This window comes from Leifsonia sp. Root227 (genome assembly GCF_001428745.1).
GTDB lineage: Bacteria > Actinomycetota > Actinomycetes > Actinomycetales > Microbacteriaceae > Leifsonia.
Window position 1 is genome coordinate 815,508 of record NZ_LMIO01000004.1, and the last position, 23,066, is coordinate 838,573.

Genomic DNA, 23,066 nt, shown 5'->3' on the forward strand with positions numbered 1-23,066 from the left:
GAGGCAGGGTGCGTGATAACATCCGCGGATGGTCGGAGAGCTGGCGGTCGTCGTCGTGAACTACGGCTCGTCCGGGCTGCTGCGCGCGAATCTCGCGCCGCTCGCCGACGCGCTGCCGGAGGCTGGCATCGTGGTGGTCGACAACTTCTCCGGCGATGCCGAGCGCGCCGCGGTCGTGGCGCTCGGCGCGGAGCGCGGCTGGGTCGTCGTCACGCCGGACGACAACCTCGGTTTCGGTCTCGGGATGAACGCCGGGGTCGACGCGGCCGCAGCGAACGGCGCCACCCGCTTCCTGCTGCTGAACCCGGATGCGACCATCGAACGGGATGCGGTCGAGACGCTGTCCGCCGCCGTCGAGGTCGAGCCGCTCGCGCTGCTGGCCCCGCGCATCCTGAGGCCGGACGGGTCGGTGTGGTTCGACGGGTCCGACCTGAACCTCGACGACGGGCGCATCACCGCGACGCGCAAGCGCGCTGTCGCGGACGACCCGCGGCTGGAGCAGTGGCTGTCCGGAGCGTGCCTGATGGTGTCCGCCGAGCTGTGGGAGCGGATCGGCGGCTTCGGGGACGGCTACTTCCTGTACTGGGAGGATGTCGAGCTGTCCTATCGGGCGCGGCGAGCGGGGGCGAGCGTCCGGGTGGTGGATGCGGCGAGCGCCGTGCACGCGGAGGGGGGCACCCAGGGAGACGGCCTCGAGACGGCCGGTGCGGCGAAGTCCGAGGGGTACTACTACTTCAACATCCGCAACCGGCTGGTGTTCGCGGCGCGCAACCTGGACGCGGCGACCGTGCGCCGGTGGAGGCGGGCGAGCCTGCCGATCGCGTGGGAGGTGCTGCTGCAGGGCGGGCGGCGGCAGTTCGCGCATCCCGTCGCTCCCGTTCGCGCGGCGTTCACCGGAGTGCGGGACGGATTGCGCGCGTCGCGGAAACGCTAGGGAAACGCGCGCCCCCGAAAGAGGGGGCATTCAGTGAGGATTTCTCGGATTAGACTGGCGGGGCAGCAGTACCCGACGCTGAAGCGATCCTCTCCACCCTGGTGCGTCCCGACTTGGTCCGGTCGGAGCGCGGACCGTGCCGACGTCGGCTGACCGACGGCCGGACACACGGCCCGAGAGACGGGGAGTGGAAATCCGATGGGCGCAGGGGGAAAGCAACTCAGCATCGCACTGGTCGGTACGCGTGGCGTGCCCGCCAGGTACGGCGGGTTCGAGACCTGCGTCGAAGAAGTCGGAAGCCGGCTCGCCGACCGCGGCCACAACGTCCGCGTCTACTGCCGCCGCATCGAGACCGCGGATGGTGTCGCGCCGCAGGAGGAACTCCCAACGTACAAGGGCATGACGCTCGTGCACCAGGGCGCCATGCGCCGCAGGTCGCTGGAGACGCTCAGCCACACAGGGCTCTCTGTCGGCCACCTGCTCGGTCACCGCACCGACGCCGCGATCGTCTTCAACGCGGCGAACTCGATGTACCTCCCGATGCTGCGCGCAGCCCGCATCCCGGTCGCCACGCACGTGGACGGCCTGGAGTGGCAGCGCGCCAAATGGGGCGCCATGGGCAGGCGGTACTACCGCTTCGCCGAGTCGGCCGCAGTGCGCTGGTCGGACGCCCTCATCGCCGACGCCCAGGGCATCGCCGACTACTACACGACCGAGTTCGCGGTCGGCACCAGGCTCATCGCATACGGAGCGCCGACCGTGCCGTCCACCACCCACCGACTCAGCGAGCTCGGCCTCGAGCCGCACGGCTACCACCTGGTCGTCGCCAGGTTCGAGCCGGAGAACCACGTGGACACGATCGTCGACGGTTACCGCAGGAGCGACGCGAAGCTGCCGCTCGTCGTCGTCGGCTCCGCTCCGTACGCGGAGGAGTACACCCGCAGGGTTCGTGCGCTGGCGGACGACAGGGTGCGGTTCCTCGGCGGCGTGTGGGATCAGGAGCTCCTCGACCAGCTCTACTCGTCCGCGTTCACCTACCTGCACGGCCACTCCGTCGGCGGCACCAACCCGTCGCTGCTCAGAGCAGTCGGTGCAGGTACGCCGACGATCGCGTACGACGTGCCGTTCAACAGCGAGGTCCTCGGCGACGCCGGCCTCTACTTCACGGCCGCAAGCGATCTGGCGAGCACCATCGGATTCGCGGAGGCGGCCGTTGAGCAGCACGCCGCCCGCAGCACTGCGACGCGGGAACGCGCGAAGGATTACGACTGGGACGCGGTCGCCGACGCGTACGAGACGCTCTGCGCCGACCTGGTGGAACACAGGGCGGTCAAGCCGAAACGGCCGTTCTTCGGGCAGCGCGTGAACGGGCAGAGCGGACTGGCCGCCGTGCCGGTCGCAACCGAGCGGACAAGCTGATGAGCACCGGATCGGCAGGCGCGGCAGGAGCCGCGGCAGGCGCACCGACGGGCGCACCCGCCGCCCGCGAGAGCTACCTCGACGTCGTGCGCCGCCTCGCCGCGGCGCAGAAGCCGGCCGCCAGAAGCGCGCCGGCGTACTCGCGCTACGTCAACCGTCGCATCGGACGCTACTTGGCTGCCTGGGCGTACCGCGCCGGTCTCAGCCCGAACGCGGTCACCGCGATCAGCGCGGTGTGGACGTTCGCTGCCATCGCCATCCTCGTCGTCCTCCCGCCGTCCTGGTGGTCGGGGATCGCCGCGGCCGTGCTGCTGCTCGTCGGCTACGCGTTCGACAGCGCGGACGGCCAGGTCTCCCGGCTCGCCGGGCTCAGCAGCCCGGCGGGCGAATGGCTCGACCACATGGTCGACTCGCTCAAAGTAGTCACGATGCCGCTGGCGCTCGCCGTCGGCTTCTGGCTGCACGACTCTGTTCCCACCTGGTGGCTGCTGATCCCCGTGGCGTTCTCGATCGTCTCGTCCGTGCTGTTCTTCGGCATGATCCTCACCGAGCAACTTCGTCGTCAGCGCGGGCGCGCGTCCATCGCCGCGGATGCGCCGGGACGACCATCGTGGATGCGCGCCATCGCCGTGCTGCCGATGGATTACGGCGTGCTCTGCCTCTCGTTCGTGCTGCTCGGTGCGCTGCCCGTGTTCCTCGTGGTGTACACCCTGCTCTTCGCGGCGACGACCGCGTTCCTGCTGCTGGCCGCCGCCAGTTGGTTCCGGGAGCTGCGCGCCCCGGCCACCCCCGACACCCATCTGGCGACCGACCAGCGCCAGAGCACCGAAGAAGGACGATCATGACCGAAGCAACAGAGGCTCCTCGCGGCCCCGACCACCACGTCCGCAACCGCATCCTGCTCATCGTCGTCGGCAGCGTCGCCGTCGCCGCGGTGGCGGCAGGGCTCATCGTGGCCGGGATCCACGGCGCGAAACCCGGAGGCCCCGTCCCGAACGCGCTGCAGCCCGTGGCCACGCAGCAGGCGGCGCCGTCCGACAGCCCTGCGAGCAGCGGAAGCAGCGCGAAGCCGACGCCCGGCACGAAGAGCGAGACGCCCGCCGAGCGAACGGACGCGGTCAAGTACGGCCAGCAGGTCGCCGCGAGTGTCAGCACGAAGCAGGAGGCGAAGACGCCGGCCGGGCTGACGGCTGCCGTCACGACGTTCGCGTCGTACACGGCGACGGCGACCCGCGCGGGAGAGGTCAGCGGGCCCGCCGTGAAGGCGACCCTCACCCTCACGAACGGCACGGGATCGTCGGTGCCGCTGACGGCGGTCACGGTCAACGGATACTACGGGGACGACGCGACGCCCGCATCCCGTGTCGACGGCGACAAGGCCACGAAGCCGTTCGCCGCCGAGCTCGCGCCCGGCGCCACGGCGACGGCCACGTACGTGTTCACCGTGCCCGCTGACGCGAAGTCCGTCACGATCACGCTGGCCGACGCGGCGGGTGCGAAGCTCGTCACGTTCACCGGCGCTCCCTGAGCCGGCGCGCTCCCTGAATCGGTTCACCCCCTGAAAGGGGTGGACCGCGAGAATGAAACCGGGCGTACTGTTTGCTTCATGAGCAAACCTCACAATCGCATCCAGGGTCTGGATGCCCTCCGAGGGCTCGCGATTCTGCTGGTCATGCTCCGACATTCCTGGGGGGACACCTTCGGCGGCGCCGGGATCGTCGGCGTCGTCGCGTTCTTCACACTGTCCGGGTACCTCATCACCGGGCTGCTCGCCAGCGACGTCCGGACGTACGGCCGGGTCAGGTATCTGCGGTTCTACAAGAACCGGGCAATCCGGCTCCTCCCTGCGCTCGTCTTCGCCCTCGCCGGGTTCGCCGTGGTCGAAGGACTCCTCGACCTCGGCGGCCACCCTGCTCAGGTGCTGCGCACCGTCGAGGTGGCGCTCACCTACACGGCGAACGTCCCCGGGCTCAACCACGGTTCCGACGACATGTCCCACCTGTGGACCCTGGCCAACGAGGAGCAGTTCTACCTCGTCTGGCCGATCTTGATCCTCCTGGCCGTCCGGTTCCGCAAGGAGTGGCTGACCGTGACGATCGCCGCGGCGGCCATCGTCGCGGTCCTCGGCGCGACGATCCTCTTCACAGAACCACTGGTGAAGATCTATACCTGGCCGTCGACCTGGACGATCGCGATGGTGGTCGGCGCCGCGTGTCAATTGGGGCGCAATCGGCTCTCGCTGGTGCTCAGGGGCGTCGTGGCGCGCATCGGAGGGGTGGTCGGGCTGGTCGGCCTGGTGGGCCTCTCCTTCCTCCCTGACGCGAAGAGCAATCCGTTCGTCTACCTGTTCGGGGGCGCGGTCATCGCGGTGCTCACCATGCTTGTCGTCTGGTGGTGGAAGGACATCGCCGTGATGCCTGCGTGGTCGCGGCCCCTCGTCTGGCTGGGGACGATCAGCTACGCCGCGTACCTCTGGAACTATCCGATCGGCTGGTGGCTGCGCGACCTCGGGGTGACCGACTGGCAGGCGCCGGCCATCCTGCTCACCGTGGCAGCGGCGGCAGTGTCCTGGTTCGCCGTCGAGCGACCGTTCAACCGGCTCAAGAACCTGAGGACCTCCCCGGCCGACCAGGCGGACGTCGCCCGCCCGAAGCTCCGGCCCCGAGCAGGCAGCGCATCCCACCACCGGGGCACACCGGCGATCGAGCCGGACACAAAGCGGTGACGGCCGAGGGCTGACGCCGGCTACTTGTGCGTCGGAACGGACTCCGACGACTGGGCGGCGCCCTCGTCGTCCTGGCTCGGCGCGGCCGCAGCGCGGTTCGGCAGGCCGAAGCGGCGCGGGGGCTGCTTGGAGGCCGGGTAGTACACGTCGCGGTTCTTCTGGGCGCTGACCCTGTTGAGGACGACGCCGAGGACCGTGACGCCCGACTTCTCGAGGGAGTCCATCGTCTGGCTGAGCTGCTGGCGGCGCACGTGCGTGCGATCGACCACCACGATCGCGCCTCCGACCTGCCTGGCCAGGATGGCCGCGTCAGCCACCGCGATCAACGGCGCCGTGTCGATCACCACCACGTCGTAGTCGGCGATCAGCCTGCCGAGCAGTTCCGTCATCGCGCGCGACGACAGCAGCTCGCTCGGGTTGGGCGGGATCGGTCCCGAGGTGAGCACGTCGAGGCTGCCCTCTCCCCACCGCTGCACCACATCCGAGAACTCGGCGCGGCCGGCGAGCACGGAGGTGAGGCCGGCGTCTCCGACGAGGCCGGAGTACGAGGCGACCATCGGGCGGCGGAGGTCGGCGTCGATGAGCAGGGTGCGCTGTCCCGTCTCCGCGAGCGCGAGGGCGAGGTTCGTCGCGATCATCGACTTGCCCTCCGCGGGAATGGAAGAGGTGACGACGATGCCTCTGGATGCGGACCCCAGCGTGACGAACTCCAGATTCGACCTGAGCTGCCGGTAGTTCTCCGCCGCGTTCGAGAGCGGTTCGACGGCGAGGACGGGCCGTGGATGCTTGCCCTTCTCCTTCTGGATCGAGCCGAGCAGCGGCGCCTGGGTCACGGCGGCCGCGATCTCCGCGCTGTGCACGCGGGTGTCCAGAGTGGCCCTCAGCACCAGGAAGAGGACGCCGACGATCAGGCCGAGGAGGAGCCCGGTGACCACGTTGAGACGGGTGTTCGGGGAAGACGGGTCCTTGGGGACGCTCGCGTTCTCGATCACGCGCACGGAGACCGTGGTCTGGCCCTCCGCGTTCTTCGGCGCGATCTGCTCGACCGTCTTGCTGAGGCTGGCGGCGACCGCGTTGGCGACCTTCGCGGCCTGCGCAGGGTCAGGGTCGGTGACCGCGAGCTCGAGGATGACGGTGTTCTGCGGCGTGCTCACGGTGATCGCGTCTGCCAGGCCCTTGGCCGTCACATCGAGGTCGAGGTCGTCGACGACGGGCTGCAGCACGACAGGCGACTCCGCGAGCTGGGCGAACGACAGCATCTGGTTCTGGGTGTACGTCGAGCCCTGGCTGAGGTCGCTCGCCGACCCGCCGAAGTTCAGCGAGAAGTAGAGGCCGGAGGTAGCCGTGTACACCGGCTTCGCGATCTGTGACAGACCGAAACCGGCGACGCCGCCGACAATGGTCGCGATCAGGATCACGTACCAGAACCGCCGGAAAGCGGTGAGGTACTGGTGCGTGTTCATGGTCGGGCCTCCCGTGGAGTCGGATGTTGTGGCAGGCGCCGGTCGTTCGCCGGGCAGCGAGCGGTGGATCGCTCGGATGTCGGGCGTACGGCGGACGCGGTCGGGCGTCGTTGAAGGCATTCTAGGCGGCACTCCTCACCGGAGGACGCGCGTCACTGCGAGTGTGACGAGGGTGCTCCACGGCGCGGGTGTTCAGCATCACACCCGCCGTGCTGAGCGGGATGAGCTGCGTCGTGGCTGCGAGCCCGGCGACGAACCACACGAAGATCGAGTACTGGGTGATGAGGGCGACGGTCGCGAAAGCGGGGATCTGCGCCACGAGCGCGATCGTCGCCGGGCTCGCCTTCCTCCGCACGAGCAGGATGATGCCGCCGGCGAGGGCGACCAGGATGCCGATGAGAACAATGGTGCCGTTGGTCAGGCCGGTGAGTATGAGCTGGCTGTCGATCGAGCGGAAGTCGCCGAAGTACAGGTTGCCTGCCGAGTTCTTCTCGGCGGACGACGCGACGCCGATCGGGTTCATCGTGCCGATCAGGGACACCAGGTCGCCGCGGTAGTTCGCGCTGTCGCTCGCCTCGGACCCCGCGTCGTCGAAGACGGCGGTGACCAGGGGGAACACGACGGCGGAGACCGCGAGCATCGCGGCGACGAGCGTGATGCGGGCCTTCTTGGTGATGGCGTCTCGCATGAACAGGATGCTCAGCACGAGACCGAGGAGCGCGCACACCATCCCGATGCGGCTGAACGTGTAGACCGTGCCGACCAGCATGAGGAGCACCATGCCGGCGCGCACCCAGAGCCGGAACGGCGCGGCGAGGGTGAGCGGGATGGCGAGGGCGAGGCTTGAGCCGAGGGCGATCGAGTGACCGAAGGCGCCTTCGGCGCGCGGGACGCCCCCGCGCTCCTGGATGCTGCCCCAGATCGTGTACATGGCGTTGCTCGCGTGGATCTCGACGAAGGGGTTCCAGTGCGTCAGCCCCTCGATGATGGCGAGCACGGCCACGCCCGTGAAGACGATGGCGATCGCGCCGTGCAGCCACCGCGCATCCACCCGCATCGGGGCGAAGCGGCCGATCAGGTAGGCGATGACGTAGTAGGTGACGATGCTGAACAGCGCGCTCATGGCGATGGAGGCGCTGCCCGTGTAGAGCGAGCAGATCGCGGCGACGACCACGAGAACGAGCAGGCCGTCCAGCCAGCTCAGCCGCATCCGGGGAAGGGGGATCAGCGCGGCGATGACGAGAAGCCCTGCGGCCGTGGCGGGAGGGAGATAGTAGTTGCCGTTGAAGCCCACGTTGACGCCCAGCCAGATCGGCACGAACGCGAGCACGCAGATCCACACGGACACCGCGAGCTTGGGGGACCGCCTGAGCACGAGGAAGCCCGCGAACGCGAGCACGACGGCGAGGATCAGCGGAAGCGTCTTGTCGACGGCCGGGCCGGTCAGCGTTAGCGTGTGAAACATCCTCATCACCCCCTTCCGCCCATGTTAAGCCAGCGGGCGGCCCGGAGACCGTTCCTGTTCAGAGCGGCCGTCAGCGCGTACGCGCGTTGCTGCGTGCGATGGCCGCGATCCTTCGGCGGTATGCGTCAGGGCTGTGCCTGCGCTCGGCCGCCGCGACGTCGGAGCCCACGTTCGCCCTCGTGCCCTCCCACTCGGCGATCGTGCCGACCAGCGCATCCGCGAGCGATGCCGAGCTCCCGGGCTCGACGGTGGTCGCCGACGCGTATCCTGCCGTCGCCTCCAGCAGACCGCTGGTGGCGCTCGCGATCACCGGACGGCCGCTCAGGATCGCCTCGACAGCGGTGTTCCCGAACGGCTCGTCGGCGCGAGACGGCACGAGCACGACGTCTCCGTCGTGCACGTACTCCCACACGGACGGCTGGAAACCGCGGAAGCGGACCTTCTCGCCGAGATTGTTCTTGGTGACCTGCTCGCGCAGCGCCTCCTCGTACCACTCGTAGCCGGGGAAGACGGCTCCGACGAGGTCGAGGCTCGCTCCGATGCCGCGCTGGTCGAGCTCGGCGATCGCGTCGATGGCGACGTCGACGCCCTTCCTGGGCGACAGGCGCCCGATGTACGTCACCCGCAGGTCGCCGTCGATGTGCGAACGGACGGGCTGCGGCTCAGGCGGACCCGGCACCGCGTTGTACACGACCTCCGCGCGACGCTCCAGCGACGGGAACGACCCGCCGAGAACGCCGACGCTGAACCTGCTGTTGGCCACGATGGTGTTCGCGAGCAGCAGCGGCGTCGCGAGGATGCGCCGCAGCAGAGGGGATGCGGAGCTCTCGCCCTCGTGCACGTGACAGAGCACGGGCACGCGGGCGAGGCGTCCGAGGCCGATCCAGAGCGGCACGGTGACCGTGTTCACGTAGACGAGGGCCGGACGCTCCTGGCGGAGCAACCGCATCCCGTCGACGAGGCCGCGGACGGCCGTGCCGATGAACCGCACGAAGCCGAGGGGACGGAGGGCGCTTTTGCGCACGACGGGCGCTGCGCACCTCCTGACCCTCGCCCCGCGGGCGACGACCTCTGGCAGCAGCGGGCCGTCGTCCGGCACCGTCACCACCACATCCCAGCCGTCGTCCACGAGGGCGGTGACGCTCTCGAGGAGCACCCGGTCGGAGCCGTACAGCTCCGAGCTCGGGTGCGCCACGAGAACCGTGCGCCGCGTGCGGTTCATTCGGTCGTTCACTGTGCGGGCACCACCACGAAGTCGTCGAACCTGGTGGTGACCGGGATGTCGGTCGCCGTGCCGGAGACGTAGGTGCGGAGTCCGGTGAACCCGGCTGCCTGGAGGGCTGCCGTCGCATCCGTGGTGCTCAGCTGCCAGGCAGCGGGCTCCGTGGTGGATGCGGACCACACCTTGGCCCTGATGGTCGTCGGCGACGTGCCGAACACCTGCAGGTGGATCTTCAGCTTGTCACCGGCGCCGACCGTGAGGTTGGCGACATTGAGGGCGGACAGGGTCGTCGAACCCTGCATGAGCTGGAGCTGCACGGCGCCGGTCGACTTGACCCACGCCCTGGCCTCGTAGTCGTTCGACCCGATCATGCGGCCGATCGCCGAGTAGTAGATGCCGCCGCCCGTCGCCGCCTTGTCGGCGGAGACGGTCACCGTCACATCGGCACTCGTCTGGGTGATCGTCTGCAGTGTGGCCGTCTTCGTCATTCCGGCCGGCGTGACCTGCTGGCCGACGCCGCTGGCGACGTTGAAGCTGGTCGCGCCGCCGGACAGCGTCCACGCCCCACCCTTGTCGGCGGAGCCCCAGCCGTTCGCCACGGAGCGTTCGAACGCATCCTGCGCGAGGGCGTTGGGAGCCGGGTTGGTCGCGGTGATCGCCTTGGTGGTGCTGGCGGTCGCGCCCTGGTTGTCCGTCACGGTCAGGGTGATCGTGTACGGGCCGGCTGCTGCATAGGTGTGGGTGGTGGTCGCTCCCGTTCCTGTCGCTCCGTCTCCGAAGTTCCAGGCGTAGGAGGCGATCGTGCCGTCAGGGTCACTCGACGCCGACCCGTTGACCGACACGCCGAGGTTCGTCACCGTGGCGGTGAACGACGCCGTCGGCGGCTGGTTCGGCGGGACGGTGGTCGTCACCTGGTGCTGGATCGACGTGGTCGCGCCCTGGTTGTCCGTCACGGTCAGGGTCACCGTGAAGGTGCCTGCCGATCCGTACGTGTGGGTCGCTGTCGCTCCCGAGCCCGTCGCTCCGTCTCCGAAGTCCCAGGCGTACGAGGCGATCGTGCCGTCCGGGTCGCTCGAGGTCGAGCCGTCGAACGATGCGCCGAGGTTCATCACCGACGAGGTGAACGCTGCCACGGGCGGCTGGTTCGGCGGTGCGGCCGTCACGGCGACACCCTTGGTGATGCTGGCGGACGCGCCCTGGTTGTCGGTCACGGTCAGCTTCACCGGGTATGTGCCGGTCGCGGGGAACGAGTGCGTCGCCGTCGCGCCGGTGCCGGTCGCTCCGTCTCCGAAGTCCCATGCGTACGAGGCGATCGTGCCGTCGGGGTCCGACGAACCGGATGCGTCGAAGCTCGCGTCGAGGAACGTCGCAGTGGACGTGAACGCTGCCACAGGCGGCTGGTTCGGCGGTGCAGCCTGGACGGCCACGACCTGCGTCACGGTCCCCGTCCCACCCTGGTTGTCCGTCACGGTGAGCTTCACGGGGTAGCTCCCACTCTGGAGGAAGGTGTGGGTGGCCGTGGCTCCCGTCGCGGTGTCACCGTCTCCGAAGTCCCAGGCGTACGAGGCGATCGTGCCGTCCGGGTCCGTCGAAGCCGAGCCGTCGAAGCTCGCGTTGAGGAACGTCGCGCTGGACGTGAACGACGCTGTCGGGAGCTGGTTGGGCAGCGTTCCCGAGGTTCCGAGCGAGTAGTGGTTCGCCACATCCTGAGCGCTCAGCACGCTGGAGTAGACCGCGGCCTCGTCCAGCGTTCCGCTGAAGTACGGCCCGGTGGAACCCCAGGTGTTGTCGCCGCCGATGCGCCAGTATCCGCTGTATGCCTGAGCCTGCGTCTGCGGGTTGGTCCCGATGAGCTGGCCGTCAACGTACAGTTTCATGCCGTCAGGACCCTGCGTCGCCACTGCCTGGTGCCACTGGTTGTTGTTCAGCGGGTTGGGCGATGTGATGGTGTTGGTCTGGCCGGTGTACGTGCCGAACACGATGCGTCCGTCGTCCTGCATGTAGATGTGACGGTCGTAGTTGCTCGACAGACCGGTCTGCTGGTCGCCGAAGCCGATCAGCTTTCCGCCCTTGGTGGTCGTGGTCTTGAACCAGATCTCCTCGGTGTAGACCGTCGGGTTGGCGAACTGCTGGTTGCTCGACACGATGCCGCCGGAGGACCCGGAGTTGTTCGTGTTGAACCGCACCGCCTTGTCCGCAGTGCCGGGCAGGACGCCCGACTGGTTCTTCGTGGTCGCGGTGCCGGAATACGTGCCGTTGTTGGTGTAGGCGTCCGCGCTGTTCGCGACAGAGCCGCTGGTCTCGTCGAGGCGCCAGAAGATGTCCGGGTTGCCGTTGTAGACGGCGGCTCCGTACGCATCCGCTGGTGCGGGGGCGAGCGGCGACGGACGACCGGAGGCCACGAACTGGTTCACCACGGTGGTGCGGTCCAGGACCGTCGGGTAGATCGACACCTGGCCGATGTCACCGGCGAAGAAGTTGCTGGCCGGCTGGTTCGGCCAGCCGCCCAGGTTGTCTCCGCCGACGCGCCAGTAGCCGGCGTACGACTGACCGTTGGTCACGTCGGTCCTGCTGCCGATCTGCTTGCCGTCGATGTACAGCCGCATCCCGTTCGCGCCGAGCGAGGTGACGACTTGGTGCCACTGCCCGTCGTTGTACGAGCTGGAGCTGTTCAGCGTCGCGACGCCGCCCGGGTAGACACCGAACCAGATCTTGCCGCTGTTGTCCATGTAGACGTGGCGGTCGTAGCTGCTCGACGTCCCGGTGTTCGTGTTGCCGAAGCCGAGGATCTTGCCTCCGCTTGTCGACGTGGTGCGGAACCAGGCCGATGCCGTGTACGTGTCAGGCGCCTGGATGGCCGTCGGCGTCACCGCGAGGCTCGTCGATCCGTTGAACGTGGATGCGGTCGTTCCGGTGATCGGGCCTGCTGCGCCCTGCGTGACGGCGGTCTCCTGCAGGTCGTTGAATCCGACGTGGTCGAATCCGACTGTTCCGCTCGACTCGTCCAACGGCCAGTAGCTGGATGCTCCCGCCTGCGTCACCGAGTCGGAGTACGCGCCTCCGCTGTTGGTGGCAGCGACGGTGACCGCGTTCGTGTCACGGGACGTGGTGTTGCCGAACGGGTCGTAGACCTTCACGTGATAGATCGGGTGCGACCCCGGTGTGAGCCCGCTGTCCACGAAGCCGATCATGGGCCTGGTGTAGAAGTTGGAGCGCACGGTGGTCTGGTAGACGGGCGTCGTGCCCGCATCCCGGTACACCTTGTACGTCAGGTAGCCGTTGTCCGCGTCGTAGGTCGCGGCGAAGCTCACGCGCACCTGGCCGGCGTTGAACGACGCCGCGGTCGGGACGAGCGGGATGCCGGCAGGGCCTACCTTGTTCGGAGCGGAGGTCGACAGCGCGAACCGCGTGAGGCCCTGCTGCTGGATGCCGTTGACGGAGGGGAACTCGCCGCCGTAGACGACGTACTTGTCGTTGCCGGAGACGCTCCAGGTCGCCTGGCTCTGACCGGTGAAGGTGCCGACCGTCCAGGTCGGGAACCAGTCGAGCAGCGACGGGGACGGGTTGCCGGCCCAGTTGAAGTAGCCGTAGGGGTCGTTCGTGATGGTGCCGGTCGCCGCCCTGCTGAAGGCGATCGAGTTGTGGAACGTCCAGGTCGGGCTGGTCTGCGGGAAGCCGCCGATGTTACCGCAGTAGTGCGGGTGACCCGCCACGTACAGCGGCCCGTTGTTCTGGGCGAAGATCGAGTACGTGTCGCCGTGGCAGTCCTCGATCCAGTTGATGGCTCCCGTGTTCGGGTCGGCGGAGAAGCTGCCCTCGAGGTTGCCGCCCGCGCCGAAGACGTAGCCGGAGCCGTAGACGCGGTCGGCGGTCGTGTACAGCGAGGTGATGCTCGCCTGCGTCCCCGCGTTGCGAACGGTCTGGTTGGCGGCGAACGGCAGGATCGCCGCCGTGCTCGCATCCACGGCGCCGAGGCCGTAGTTGGCGACGCCGCCGAGGTTCTGGAAGCGGCCGCCGACGATCAGCTTGGAGCCGTCCTTGGTGAGGGCCAGCGCATCCACGGGGGCGTCGGCGTCGGCCTGCCAGTTGAGGGTCGATCCGTCCGCCGCGCTCACCGCTCCGACGTATGCGCGGGCGACGCCGTTGATGCTGGAGGCGTCACCGCCCATGTAGACCGTCGTGTTGCTGGCGGCGACCGCGCGGGTCTCGCTCTCCATGATCGGGCGGAACGCCGTCACGATGGTGTTGGTCGCCGTCGAGAACGCCGCGAGCCGGTAGTAGCCCTTGCTGTCGATCGAGGTGAAGTCGCCGACCACGTAGATGCGCGATCCGTCGGGGGATGCGGTGATCCCGAGGGCCTGCGCGTTCAGGTTCGGTGCGAACGGGAGGAGGTTGCCCGTTGTGATGTCGTAGGCGAGGAGGTTGTTTCGCGGGGTCTCGTTCGTTCCGGCGGGCGAGCCGTACGGCCGCGCCGAGGTGAACTTGCCAGCGACGTAGACGGTGTTGCCGACGACGACCTGCGCCCACACGACGCCGTTGATCTGCGGGGTCGGGAGGACGTCGTCGGTGACGGTGGTCGGGGTCGCCGGGTTCGTCGGGTCGGGTGGCGCGCTGTCCGCGGAGGCGGGCGATGCGATCGCCAGGCCTCCGAAGACCAGGCCCACCGCGGTGATGATCGCGGTCAGGATGCCCAGCGAGCGAGCGCGAGGGCGGAGTTCTGTGGTCATGACAACCTCGGTGTCTGTTCGGGTCGGGGTGGGGGTTGTTGTGAGAGCAGGTCGGGGACGCATCAGTACGCCCCCACGGGATGCGTGAGCACTTTGACCGTCCGCCACATGATCACCAGGTCGCCGGTGAGCGACCAGTTCTCCACGTAGTAGAGGTCGAGTCGGACGCTTTCCTCCCAGGAGAGGTCGGAGCGCCCGTTCACCTGCCACATCCCGGTGAGTCCCGGTTTGATGTAGAGGCGGCGATGGACGTGGTTCTCGTAACCCTCGACCTCGGAGCGCAGCGGGGGCCGCGGTCCGACCAGGCTCATGTCGCCGAGGAAGACATTGACGAGCTGGGGCAGCTCGTCGAGCGAGTACTTGCGCAGGACGCGGCCGACGCGGGTGACGCGCGGGTCGTCCTTGAGCTTGAAGAGCACGCCGTTGCCGTCGCTCTTCGCCTGCAGCTGGGCGAGGCGTGCTTCGGCGTCGACGCACATGGAACGGAACTTGAACATCCGGAACGTCTCGCCGTTGCGGCCAACGCGTTCCTGGGTGAACACCACCGGTCCCTTGTCGTCGAGCTTGACGAACAGGGCCACGGCGAGGAACACGGGGGAGAGCAGGGCGAGGGCGATGCCGGAGGCGAAGAAGTCGAACGCGCGCTTGAGCACGTGCTTGCCGCCCTCGAACTGCGGGATCTCCACGTGGATGAGCGGCAGCCCCTCCACGGGGCGGAAGTGGATGCGCGGACCTGCGACGTCGGTGAGGCGCGACGCGAGCACGAGCTCCGTCGCCGTCCCTTCCAGCTTCCAGGCCAGCGTGCGCACGAAATCGCCGCTGGTCAGCGACTGACCTGCGACGATCACGGTGTCGACGCCGAGCCGCGCCGCGGCGTCTGCCACACCGTCCAGATCGGAGACGACAGGGACCTCGCGGTCGGGCGCTGCGATGCGCTTCTTCATCGCGGCGTCCTTCTTGGCGCCCTTGCGCTTGCCCGTGTCGAGGGAGGCGCCGACCACGTGGTACGCGGCGCCCGACTTGTTGTGGATCTGCCGCACGACATAGTCGACGTCGGAGAACCCTCCCACAACGAGAGCGCGGGAGAGGTAGTGGTCGAACATCCGCTGCCGGATGAGCCACTGCCGCCACAGCCACCGCGAGAACAGCACGCCCACGACGCCGAGCGGCAGCGCAAGCACAAAGTAGCCGCGGGCGATGTCGACCTTGGCGACGAGGAAGACGATCGCGAGCAGACCGAAGGTGAGCGCGCTCGCGTTGACGACCCTCTTGTACTCCGCGACGCCGACACCGACGACGCGCGGGTCGCGCGAGTGGTTGACGGCGAGGGCGAACATCCAGGTCACCGCGATGAGCATCGAGAGCGTGAAGTAGTCGGTGCGGAAGCCGGCGAACTGCGTGCCGGAGTCGTCGAGGCCGAAGCGCAGGAACATCGCGCACAGGGTCGACGCCAGGATGATGGCGGTGTCGGTGATGAACAGGCGCGCACGGTACTGACGAGCCCAGGTGCGCTCAGAGCTGCGGGGATGCGTCGGTGCGGCCGGATGGCCGATGGCGGCGGCCGGATGGCCGATGGTGGCCAGGCGTGGTTTGATGACGGTCATCGGAGCGCCCTCCCCGCGCTGCTGATGCTGGGTCCGACCGAAGAGCCGACGACGGCTGGGGGAAAGCCGTGGTCTCGAACGGCTTCACCGCCGCCGGCCCCGCTGATGAGGGTCGTCCCATTGCTCCGCGCACGCCGGGTGACCCTCGGGTCAAGGGGGTTGAGCGAACGGGTCGCTCGACGTGGCGGATGCGGGTTCACGGGTCGTCCCTGCGTGTGTCGGGATGGTGCTTTTTCGGGTGGCGTGAACCGGAGAGACGCACTCGCGAGACCGACGAGCTGTTCAGCGAACGGAAAGTGACTGTTTCTCACCTATTCACAAAAGTGAGATTACATCGTTTTCTCAGCTAAGCGTGAGCCCTCTATGGGGGTGATTATTGCTCACTTTTGATTCGAGGGCGATTTCGGCGCGCCGAAACGCCGCGGCATCCACACGCTTCCGCTGACGAGACACCAGTGCCCGTGCCGCATCCCGGGGGTTTGCGACAGTTGCCGGCATCTCGTCGCGGCCGCTGTGTGCGTCGGGGGTGCGCAGTATGGTCGGGATATGTGTGGACGGTTCGCGATGGACAAAGAGACGGACGACATGATCCAGGAGTTCGTGGCAGAGGGCGGTGACTTCCGGGAGTGGCGGCCGAGCTGGAACATCGCCCCGACAGACGCCATCCCGATCTTCCTGGAGAGCAAGAAGAAGGACGAGCCGAGCGTGCGTCGGATCGAGCTCGCGCGCTGGTCGCTCGTGCCCTCCTGGTCCAAGGAGCTCAAGACGAAGGTCCCCACCTTCAACGCCAGGGCAGAGACCGCGGCGGAGAAGCCGATGTTCAAGGCGTCCGTCGCCTCGCGCCGTGCCATCGTCCCGGCCATCGGGTACTACGAATGGCAGACCGATCCGGTCACCAAGAAGAAGACGCCGTACTTCATCCACCTGCCGGACGGCGAGCTGATGGGGTTCGCCGGGCTGTACGCGTGGTGGGCCGATCCGGCGAAGGAGCACGGCGACCCTGAGCGCTGGCACCTGACGGCCACGATCCTCACGGCGGATGCGGTGCAGACGCTCGAGCACATCCACGACCGCAACCCCGTGCCGCTGCCGCGCGAGCTGTGGGACCACTGGGTCGACCCGACCGTCGTCGGCGACCAGGCACTCCTCGACGAGGCCGTTCGCGCGGCCGTCGGCGTGGCCGAGTCGCTGGCGTTCGATCGCGTCGGGCCGGTGACGGGCGACGGGCCGGAACTCATCCAGCCGATCGACTAACGCCTCCCGTCCGGCCATGGAGAGCCCGGCCGCAGGATGCGGTGGTATCCCTAGACTTCGCCTCGGCGCGCTCCCGCCCAGAGGTCGACGCCCGCATCCACGGCCAGCTCGTCGATCTCGGCGAGTTCGGCGTCCGTGAACGACAGGTTGTCGAGCGCTCCGACGTTCTGCTCGAGCTGGGCGACGCTGCTCGCGCCGATCACCAGCGACGTGACCCGCTCGTCGCGGAGCGCCCAGGCGAGGGCGAGCTGCGCGAGCGACTGACCGCGGCGTCGCGCGATCTCGTTGAGCGAGCGGAGCCGCGCGACCGCGTCGTCGGTGAGCCAGTCGGCGTCGAGTGAGCTGCCTGCCGCTGCGCGGGAGTCCTCCGGGATGCCGTTCAGGTACTTGTCGGTGAGCATGCCCTGGGCGAGCGCGGTGAACCCGATCACGCCGACGCCCAGCTCGCCGACCGTGTCGAGGAGCCCTTCCGTCTCGATCCAGCGGTTCAGCATCGAGTACGACGGCTGGTGGATGAGCAGCGGCGTGCCGAGGTCGCGCAGGATCTCCGCAGCGCGGCGCGCATCCTCCGCCCCATAGGACGAGATGCCGACGTACAGCGCCTTGCCGGAGCGGACGGCGGTGTCGAGCGCCTGCATCGTCTCCTCCAGCGGCGTGGACGGGTCCGGGCGGTGCGAGTAGAAGATGTCGACATAGTCGAGCCCGAGCCGCGCGAGCGACTGGTCGAGGCTGGCGAGCAGGTACTTGCGTCCTCCGCCGCCCTGACCGTACGGTCCTGGCCACATGTCCCAGCCGGCCTTCGACGACACGACGATCTCGTCGCGGTACGGCTTCAGGTCGTCGCGCACGATCCTGCCGAAGTTCACCTCGGCCGAGCCGTACGGCGGGCCGTAGTTGTTGGCGAGGTCGAAGTGCGTGATGCCGAGGTCGAACGCGCGCAGCACGATGTCGCGCTGCGTCGTGAACGGACGGTCGTCGCCGAAGTTGTGCCAGAGGCCGAGGGACAGGGCGGGGAGGTCGAGCCCGCTGCGGCCGGTGCGACGGTACTGCATCCGGTCGTAGCGCTCGGGGAGGGGTTGGTACGCCATGTCTCCACCCTCCCGCGTCCTGCCTGTCCTGTCCAACAGGCGGCGGCGATCCGATTCAGGGATGCGGCAGTTGAATCAGCGCTTCGCGCGCCGCGCTGCCCTGTTCCTGGCGAGCACCCACCCCACGACGCCGCCCACCAGGAACACCGCGACCACCAGCAGCCAGGTCGGCATCCGCAGTTGCGCCCAGAGCAGGTAGATGGTCGCCTGGTCGTTGCCGACGCCGTTCTGGATCGCGACGATCAGCAGCAGGACCACCAGGACGATGGCCAGCCATTTCCGTTTCAGGAACCGGACGACGGCGTTGTCCTGGCCCCCAGCATCCTCAGCACTCATGCGCTCAGTATGCCGCCAGCCGGCTCATCCGCGCAGCGCGTCCGACACCTTCACCCTGGCCCCCGTGCGCAGCAGCGAGTTCGAGTACACCCGCGCACCGAGCACGATCACCACGGCAGTGGATGCGACGAGCACCGCGAGCGACAGGATCGGCTCCCACCACTCCGCCGTTCCGAGGAAGATGCGCACGGGCATCCCGACCGGCGCGGAGAACGGCACGTAGCTCATGATCGCCATGACAGTGGGGTTGTCGTTGAAGAAGATGACCAGGAAGTACGGCACCATGATCAGGATCATCACCGGGGAGGTGACAGAGCCGATGTCCTCCGAGCGGGAGACGAGCGACGCAGCGGCGGCGTAGATGGCCGCGAGCAGCACGAAGCCGATCACGAAGAACACCACGAACCAGGCGACCGCTGGGCCGACCGTTCCGAGCAGCACCTTCTGGCCCGTCACCATCATCCCGACGACGGCGGCGATCGCGATGGCCGCGATCTGGCCGAGCGCGAGCAGGCTGTTGCCCACGACCTTCCCTGCGAGCAGCACCCGCGCGCTCACCGTCGACAGCAGGATCTCGACGATTCGGGTCTGCTTCTCCTCCACGACGCTCTGCGCGATCATCGTGCCGAACGTCAGCGCGGACATCATGAACACGATCCCGAAGCCGAGAGCGACGATGTAGATGAGCCCTGTCGGCTGCGACGCCGGGTCGAGCAGCTCGACGTCCGGCTGGATGCTCAGCGCGGCGAGCACGCCCTGCGGTGGACTGTCCAGGCCGACGACCGTGACGGGCGGGGTGCCGGAGGAGGGAAGGACGATCGCCGAGACGTCACCGGAGCGAAGCAACTCCTCGCCCTCCGCTCTGGTCGCGACGTCGACGGACTCGAGGCCCTCCGTCGATCCGACGACCTGCGCAGCCGAACCGACCACCGCGACCTTGGTGCTCTCCGTGCTTCCACCGAAGATCCCGCCGAGGAGCACGGCGGCGAGCACGCCGAGCACGAGGATCGCGGCCGAGATCGTGAACGACTTGCTGCGCAGCCTGGTGGCCATCTCGCGCTGAGCTACGAGCCAGACACCGGATGCGAAGCTCGGCGCAGGAGGAGTGGTGCTGGCGGGGACGGTGTCGTGCGACGGTGTTGCGCTCATTTGCCGATGGCCTCTCGGAAGATCTGTGCAAGGGACGGGTTCTGTGGGCCGAAACTGACGACGCCGCCGTCTGCGGTCGCCCGGCGGAGCACGGCCTGCGCCGTGGCGTCGTCGGCCTCGAACAGCGCGTAGCCGCCGTCGAAGTCGAGGACGGAGACCCCGTCGACCGCGCGGAGCCAGCCGGCGTCGCCTGCGACGAGCAGCTCGTAGCGCTCTCCGCCGTGCTCGCGCCGCAGAGCGTCCGTGCCGCCGGCGACCCTGACCTCTCCGTCGGCGATGATCACCAGCTCGTCGCAGAGCCGCTCGACGATGTCGAGCTGGTGGGAGCTGAACAGGACGGGAGCACCGGATGCCGCGTGGTCGCGCAGCACGCCGACCACCACATCCACGGCCAGAGGGTCGAGACCGGAGAACGGCTCGTCCAGCACCAGCACCTCCGGGTCGTGCACCAGCGCGGCGGCGATCTGCGCCCGCTGCTGGTTGCCGAGGCTGAGACTCTCGACGAGGTCGTTGCTGCGCTCGCCGAGGCCGAGCCTGTCGAGGAGGGCGTCCGCGTTCCGGCGGGCAGTGGCGGGTGTGAGCCCGTGCAGCCGTGCCAGGTAGACGAGCTGCTCTGCGACCTTCATCTTCGGGTACAGCCCGCGCTCCTCCGGCATGTAGCCGAACCGGCGGCGGTCGTCTGCGGTGAGCGGGTCGCCGTCGAGCAGCACCGTGCCTCCGTCTGCGGCGAGCACGCCGAGGATGATGCGCATCGTCGTGGTCTTCCCCGCGCCGTTGCCGCCGACGAACCCCGTCATCCGCGACCTCGGCACCGTGAAGCTCACATCGCGCAGCACGGTGCGTTCTCCGTAGCGTTTCTCGACGTTCTGGATCTCGAGCATGGTCGCGGTCCCCTTTCGTGGTGGTCTCAACGCTACGGACGGCGACGCGCGCGGCGCATCCACCTGCTGACGTCCGCCGAGAGGGGGATGCTCAGCGCGGGGTGGCTCAGCGCGGCGAGGCTCAGCGCCCGGCGAGCCCGTTCTCGTACGCGAAGATGACCGCCTGGATGCGGTCGCGCAGCCCGAGCTTCAGCAAGACCTTCGAGACGTGCGTCTTGACCGTCGCCTCTCCGAGGTAGAGCCTGGCCGCGATCTCCCCGTTGGAGAGGCCGGCGGCGAGCAGGCCGAGCACTTCGCGCTCCCGGTCGGTGAGGTCGTCGACGGGGCCGCCTTCCGCCGCGCCCCGCGTGGCCGCCTGGGCGTGCGCATCCGCTGGCGCACTGAACCGGCTGATGACCTGCCTGGTCACGTCCGGCGAGAGGAGCGCGTCGCCTCTGGCGAGCACGCGTACGGCGTTCACCAGTTCCTCCGGCGACGAGTTCTTGAGCAGGAAGCCGCTCGCGCCCGCCTGCAGGGCGGTGAAGAGGTAGTCGTCGCGGTTGAACGTGGTGAGGACGAGCACGCTCGCCGCCAGGTCGTCTCTTGCGACGATCTGCCTGGTGGCTTCGAGTCCGTCGACGCCCGGCATCTGCACGTCCATGCAGACCACATCCGGCTGCAACTCCTCGCAGAGCCGCACGGCGGCCTGGCCGTCCCCTGCCTCGCCGACCACCTCGATCGACGGGTCCGTCTCCAGGATGATCCGGAATCCGGCGCGCACCAGCTCCTGGTCGTCGGCCAGCAGCACGCGGATGCTCATCGCGCCTTCGCCGAAAGTGGGAAGCGGGCGCGCACCAGGTAGCCGCCGCGGCTGCGAGGGCCGATGTCGATGCTGCCGCCGACGGAGGCGACGCGTTCGCGCATCCCGAGGTGACCGAGGCCTGCACTGGGTGCGCCAGGGCTGGGATGGCCGAGCCCGGTGTCCGACGCCTCGACCTCCAGGCTGTCGTCCTCGTACCTCAGCCGAAGCTCGGCCGTCGCGCCTGCGCCGCCGTGCTTCCTGGTGTTGGTGAGTGCTTCCTGCGCCACGCGGTACACGCAGAGCCCGATGGTCGCGGGCACGGTCCTCGGGGTCCCGATCACCTGCAGGCTGGTGGGGAGCCCGGCGTCCGTCGCATCTCCGACGAGCTCGGGCAGGTGTTCGACGCCGCGCGTGCTCGTGGTCCTGTCCGTCGGCGCGTGCTCGTCGTCGCGCAGGGCGCCGAGCAGCAGCCGCAGCTCGTCGACCGCCGTCCGCGCGCTCGACTCCACATTCAGCAGGGACGCGCGCGCCGCATCCGGATCGCGGTCGAGCACGAGCCGGGCGGCACCGGCCTGCACGCCCATCACGGAGACGTGGTGCGCCACCACATCGTGCAGCTCGCGGGCGATCCGCACCCGTTCCAGCGCGATCGCCTGCTGCTGGGTGCGCTCTCGCTCCTCCGCCAGCTCGCGGGTCAGCGTCTCCAGCTCGAAGCGTCCGCGCGCCGACCGGTACGCGGCCTCGCCGAAGTAGTACGCGCCGCCGAAGTAAAGCAGGTTGATGATGATCTGGATGAGCCCGAACGCCACATACGGCGACAGCGTTCCCTCGCGCGACAATTCCGGCACGAGCGAGGTCATTCCCGCCGTGACGATCAGGTTCCAGAACAGCCAGACGAACATCGCGGCGATGATCGCCAGCCGCAGCGCCGTCGCCACGGTGCGCCTGCGACCCCAGGCGCCGAGCGTGTAGATGGCGATGAAGAGCGCGATGTTCGAGAACAGGTACTCCCCGACCCGGAACTCCCCGCCCCACCAGAACGCGATGGCCGACCCGAGCGCCACGGCCTCCGGCCAGCGGCGCCGCACCGCGAGCATCCCGCCGCTGACGACGGCCCACAGGATGCTGACCCAGACCTCGGCGGTCCCGTACAGCCCGGTGCGCTGATAGAGGAACACCGAGCCGATCATGGCGAGCGTCATCACCCCGGCCAGCAGGATGTCCCTGCGGCGTCCAACCGCATCGGGGGCGGGCCGGTGCCACTCGGTCACAGGGGCGCTGGTCATCCCCCAACGCTAGTGGTGGATGTGCGGGCGCGGATCCGTCGCGCGGGGGAGGCGGCTCAGCGGCGCTCGACGAGCGCCGCTGCCGTGCGAATCCCCAGCCGCAGCCCGTCGTCCGGTGCTGACGGCAGCGGTGCGAACCCCAGCCGCCGGTAGAAGGCCTGCGCGCCGGTGTTCCGCTCGCCGACCCCGAGCTGCACGCCGGGGACGCCCGCATCCCGGAGCTGCCGCAGCAGGGTGCTGATGAGCCTCCTGCCCCAGCCGGCGCCCTGGGTCTCCGGGAGCAGGTCGATGTGCAGGTGCGCCGGGTACAGCGCGTGGTCGGGTCCGACCAGGTGCGCCGTCGAGTGGCCGAGCCGGACGAGGACCTGCGTGGGGGTGACGGCCGGCTCGACCAGTGGATGCGCGGCCGCGAACCCCGGAAGCCACTCCCGCTCGTAGCGCTCGGCGAACGCCGCGCTGTCCGGGGTCGCGACGAGGTAACCGACCGCACGCCCGCCCAGCTCGAGGACGTGGGCGTACGCCGGTTCCAGCCGGAGGTACGGCAGGAGGAAGATGTCCGCAAGAAGGGTGTCGTCCTCGTACTTCCCCGTGGCGTCGCCGCCCGAGTCGCCGGTCAGGAGGCAGACTCTGGACAGCGACGCCACGTCATCAGGGCTGAACGGCCGGATCACGCACGCTCACCCGTCGGCACGGCGCCCGTCGGCAGCGGTGCGATGACGTTCCCCAGGCTGA

The 23,066-nt window shown here is 68.9% G+C and carries 18 protein-coding genes; 6 read left to right on the forward strand and 12 right to left on the reverse strand.

The window, feature by feature from the left end; translation table 11 throughout:
- Positions 1 to 28: 28 nt before the first annotated feature.
- From ASE16_RS18660 to ASE16_RS18680, 5 genes are all read left to right on the forward strand, one after another.
- Positions 29 to 934, forward strand: a complete 906-nt coding sequence (locus ASE16_RS18660; protein ID WP_055898655.1) for a glycosyltransferase family 2 protein — start codon at positions 29 to 31, stop codon at positions 932 to 934.
- 198 nt (positions 935 to 1,132) lie between these two features.
- The gene (locus tag ASE16_RS18665; RefSeq protein WP_055898659.1) at positions 1,133 to 2,353 is read left to right on the forward strand and encodes a DUF1972 domain-containing protein; all 1,221 of its coding nucleotides are present in this window, start codon (positions 1,133 to 1,135) and stop codon (positions 2,351 to 2,353) included.
- Positions 2,353 to 3,198, forward strand: a complete 846-nt coding sequence (locus ASE16_RS18670; protein WP_082581578.1) for a CDP-alcohol phosphatidyltransferase family protein — start codon at positions 2,353 to 2,355, stop codon at positions 3,196 to 3,198. The genes ASE16_RS18665 and ASE16_RS18670 overlap by 1 nt, the downstream gene beginning before the upstream one ends.
- Positions 3,195 to 3,881 carry a hypothetical protein gene (locus ASE16_RS18675; protein ID WP_055898662.1) on the forward strand — a complete coding sequence of 229 codons (687 nt, stop codon included), beginning with the start codon at positions 3,195 to 3,197 and terminating at the stop codon, positions 3,879 to 3,881. Before ASE16_RS18670 ends, ASE16_RS18675 begins: the two co-directional genes overlap by 4 nt.
- Before the next feature lie 78 nt (positions 3,882 to 3,959).
- Positions 3,960 to 5,078 (forward strand): acyltransferase family protein, encoded by a 1,119-nt coding sequence (locus ASE16_RS18680; RefSeq protein WP_055898664.1) that lies wholly within the window; start codon positions 3,960 to 3,962, stop codon positions 5,076 to 5,078.
- Positions 5,079 to 5,098: 20 nt separating this feature from the next.
- On the opposite strand, the gene ASE16_RS18685 is transcribed toward ASE16_RS18680, so the two are convergent.
- The 5 genes from ASE16_RS18685 to ASE16_RS18705 form a co-directional block, all read right to left on the reverse strand.
- Positions 5,099 to 6,541 (reverse strand): polysaccharide biosynthesis tyrosine autokinase, encoded by a 1,443-nt coding sequence (locus ASE16_RS18685; RefSeq protein WP_082581579.1) that lies wholly within the window; start codon positions 6,539 to 6,541, stop codon positions 5,099 to 5,101.
- Between the two features lie 121 nt (positions 6,542 to 6,662).
- Positions 6,663 to 8,006 (reverse strand): hypothetical protein, encoded by a 1,344-nt coding sequence (locus ASE16_RS18690; RefSeq protein ID WP_055899091.1) that lies wholly within the window; start codon positions 8,004 to 8,006, stop codon positions 6,663 to 6,665.
- Positions 8,007 to 8,076: 70 nt separating this feature from the next.
- On the reverse strand, positions 8,077 to 9,228 hold the full coding sequence (locus tag ASE16_RS18695) for a glycosyltransferase (RefSeq protein ID WP_055898667.1): 1,152 nt from the start codon (positions 9,226 to 9,228) through the stop codon (positions 8,077 to 8,079).
- Between the two features lie 8 nt (positions 9,229 to 9,236).
- The gene (locus ASE16_RS18700; RefSeq protein WP_055898670.1) at positions 9,237 to 13,955 is read right to left on the reverse strand and encodes a PKD domain-containing protein; all 4,719 of its coding nucleotides are present in this window, start codon (positions 13,953 to 13,955) and stop codon (positions 9,237 to 9,239) included.
- A gap of 62 nt (positions 13,956 to 14,017) precedes the next feature.
- Positions 14,018 to 15,559: a sugar transferase gene (locus tag ASE16_RS18705; protein WP_055898673.1), complete on the reverse strand. Its 1,542-nt coding sequence runs from the start codon at positions 15,557 to 15,559 to the stop codon at positions 14,018 to 14,020.
- 546 nt (positions 15,560 to 16,105) lie between these two features.
- On the opposite strand from ASE16_RS18705, the gene ASE16_RS18710 reads away from it, so the two are divergent.
- Positions 16,106 to 16,813, forward strand: coding sequence for an SOS response-associated peptidase (locus ASE16_RS18710; protein ID WP_082581580.1), 708 nt, complete (start codon positions 16,106 to 16,108; stop codon positions 16,811 to 16,813).
- 50 nt (positions 16,814 to 16,863) lie between these two features.
- Here ASE16_RS18710 and mgrA read toward each other — a convergent pair whose 3' ends face one another.
- The 7 genes from mgrA to ASE16_RS18745 all read right to left on the reverse strand — a co-directional run bounded on the left by mgrA (position 16,864) and on the right by ASE16_RS18745 (position 23,005).
- Entirely contained in the window at positions 16,864 to 17,901 is a 1,038-nt protein-coding gene (gene mgrA / locus ASE16_RS18715; protein WP_055898679.1) for an L-glyceraldehyde 3-phosphate reductase, read from the reverse strand.
- Positions 17,902 to 17,976: 75 nt separating this feature from the next.
- Positions 17,977 to 18,237 (reverse strand): LapA family protein, encoded by a 261-nt coding sequence (locus ASE16_RS18720; RefSeq protein ID WP_055898681.1) that lies wholly within the window; start codon positions 18,235 to 18,237, stop codon positions 17,977 to 17,979.
- Positions 18,238 to 18,261: 24 nt separating this feature from the next.
- Complete coding sequence (locus tag ASE16_RS18725; protein ID WP_055898684.1) at positions 18,262 to 19,386, reverse strand: ABC transporter permease; 1,125 nt, start codon at positions 19,384 to 19,386, stop codon at positions 18,262 to 18,264.
- The gene (locus tag ASE16_RS18730; RefSeq protein WP_055898687.1) at positions 19,383 to 20,267 is read right to left on the reverse strand and encodes an ABC transporter ATP-binding protein; all 885 of its coding nucleotides are present in this window, start codon (positions 20,265 to 20,267) and stop codon (positions 19,383 to 19,385) included. The genes ASE16_RS18725 and ASE16_RS18730 overlap by 4 nt, the downstream gene beginning before the upstream one ends.
- A 121-nt stretch (positions 20,268 to 20,388) precedes the next feature.
- On the reverse strand, positions 20,389 to 21,066 hold the full coding sequence (locus tag ASE16_RS18735; protein WP_055898690.1) for a response regulator transcription factor: 678 nt from the start codon (positions 21,064 to 21,066) through the stop codon (positions 20,389 to 20,391).
- Positions 21,063 to 22,334, reverse strand: a complete 1,272-nt coding sequence (locus tag ASE16_RS18740) for a sensor histidine kinase (protein ID WP_055898692.1) — start codon at positions 22,332 to 22,334, stop codon at positions 21,063 to 21,065. Before ASE16_RS18740 ends, ASE16_RS18735 begins: the two co-directional genes overlap by 4 nt.
- A 56-nt stretch (positions 22,335 to 22,390) precedes the next feature.
- The gene (locus ASE16_RS18745) at positions 22,391 to 23,005 is read right to left on the reverse strand and encodes a GNAT family N-acetyltransferase (RefSeq protein ID WP_055898694.1); all 615 of its coding nucleotides are present in this window, start codon (positions 23,003 to 23,005) and stop codon (positions 22,391 to 22,393) included.
- Positions 23,006 to 23,066 lie beyond the last annotated feature (61 nt).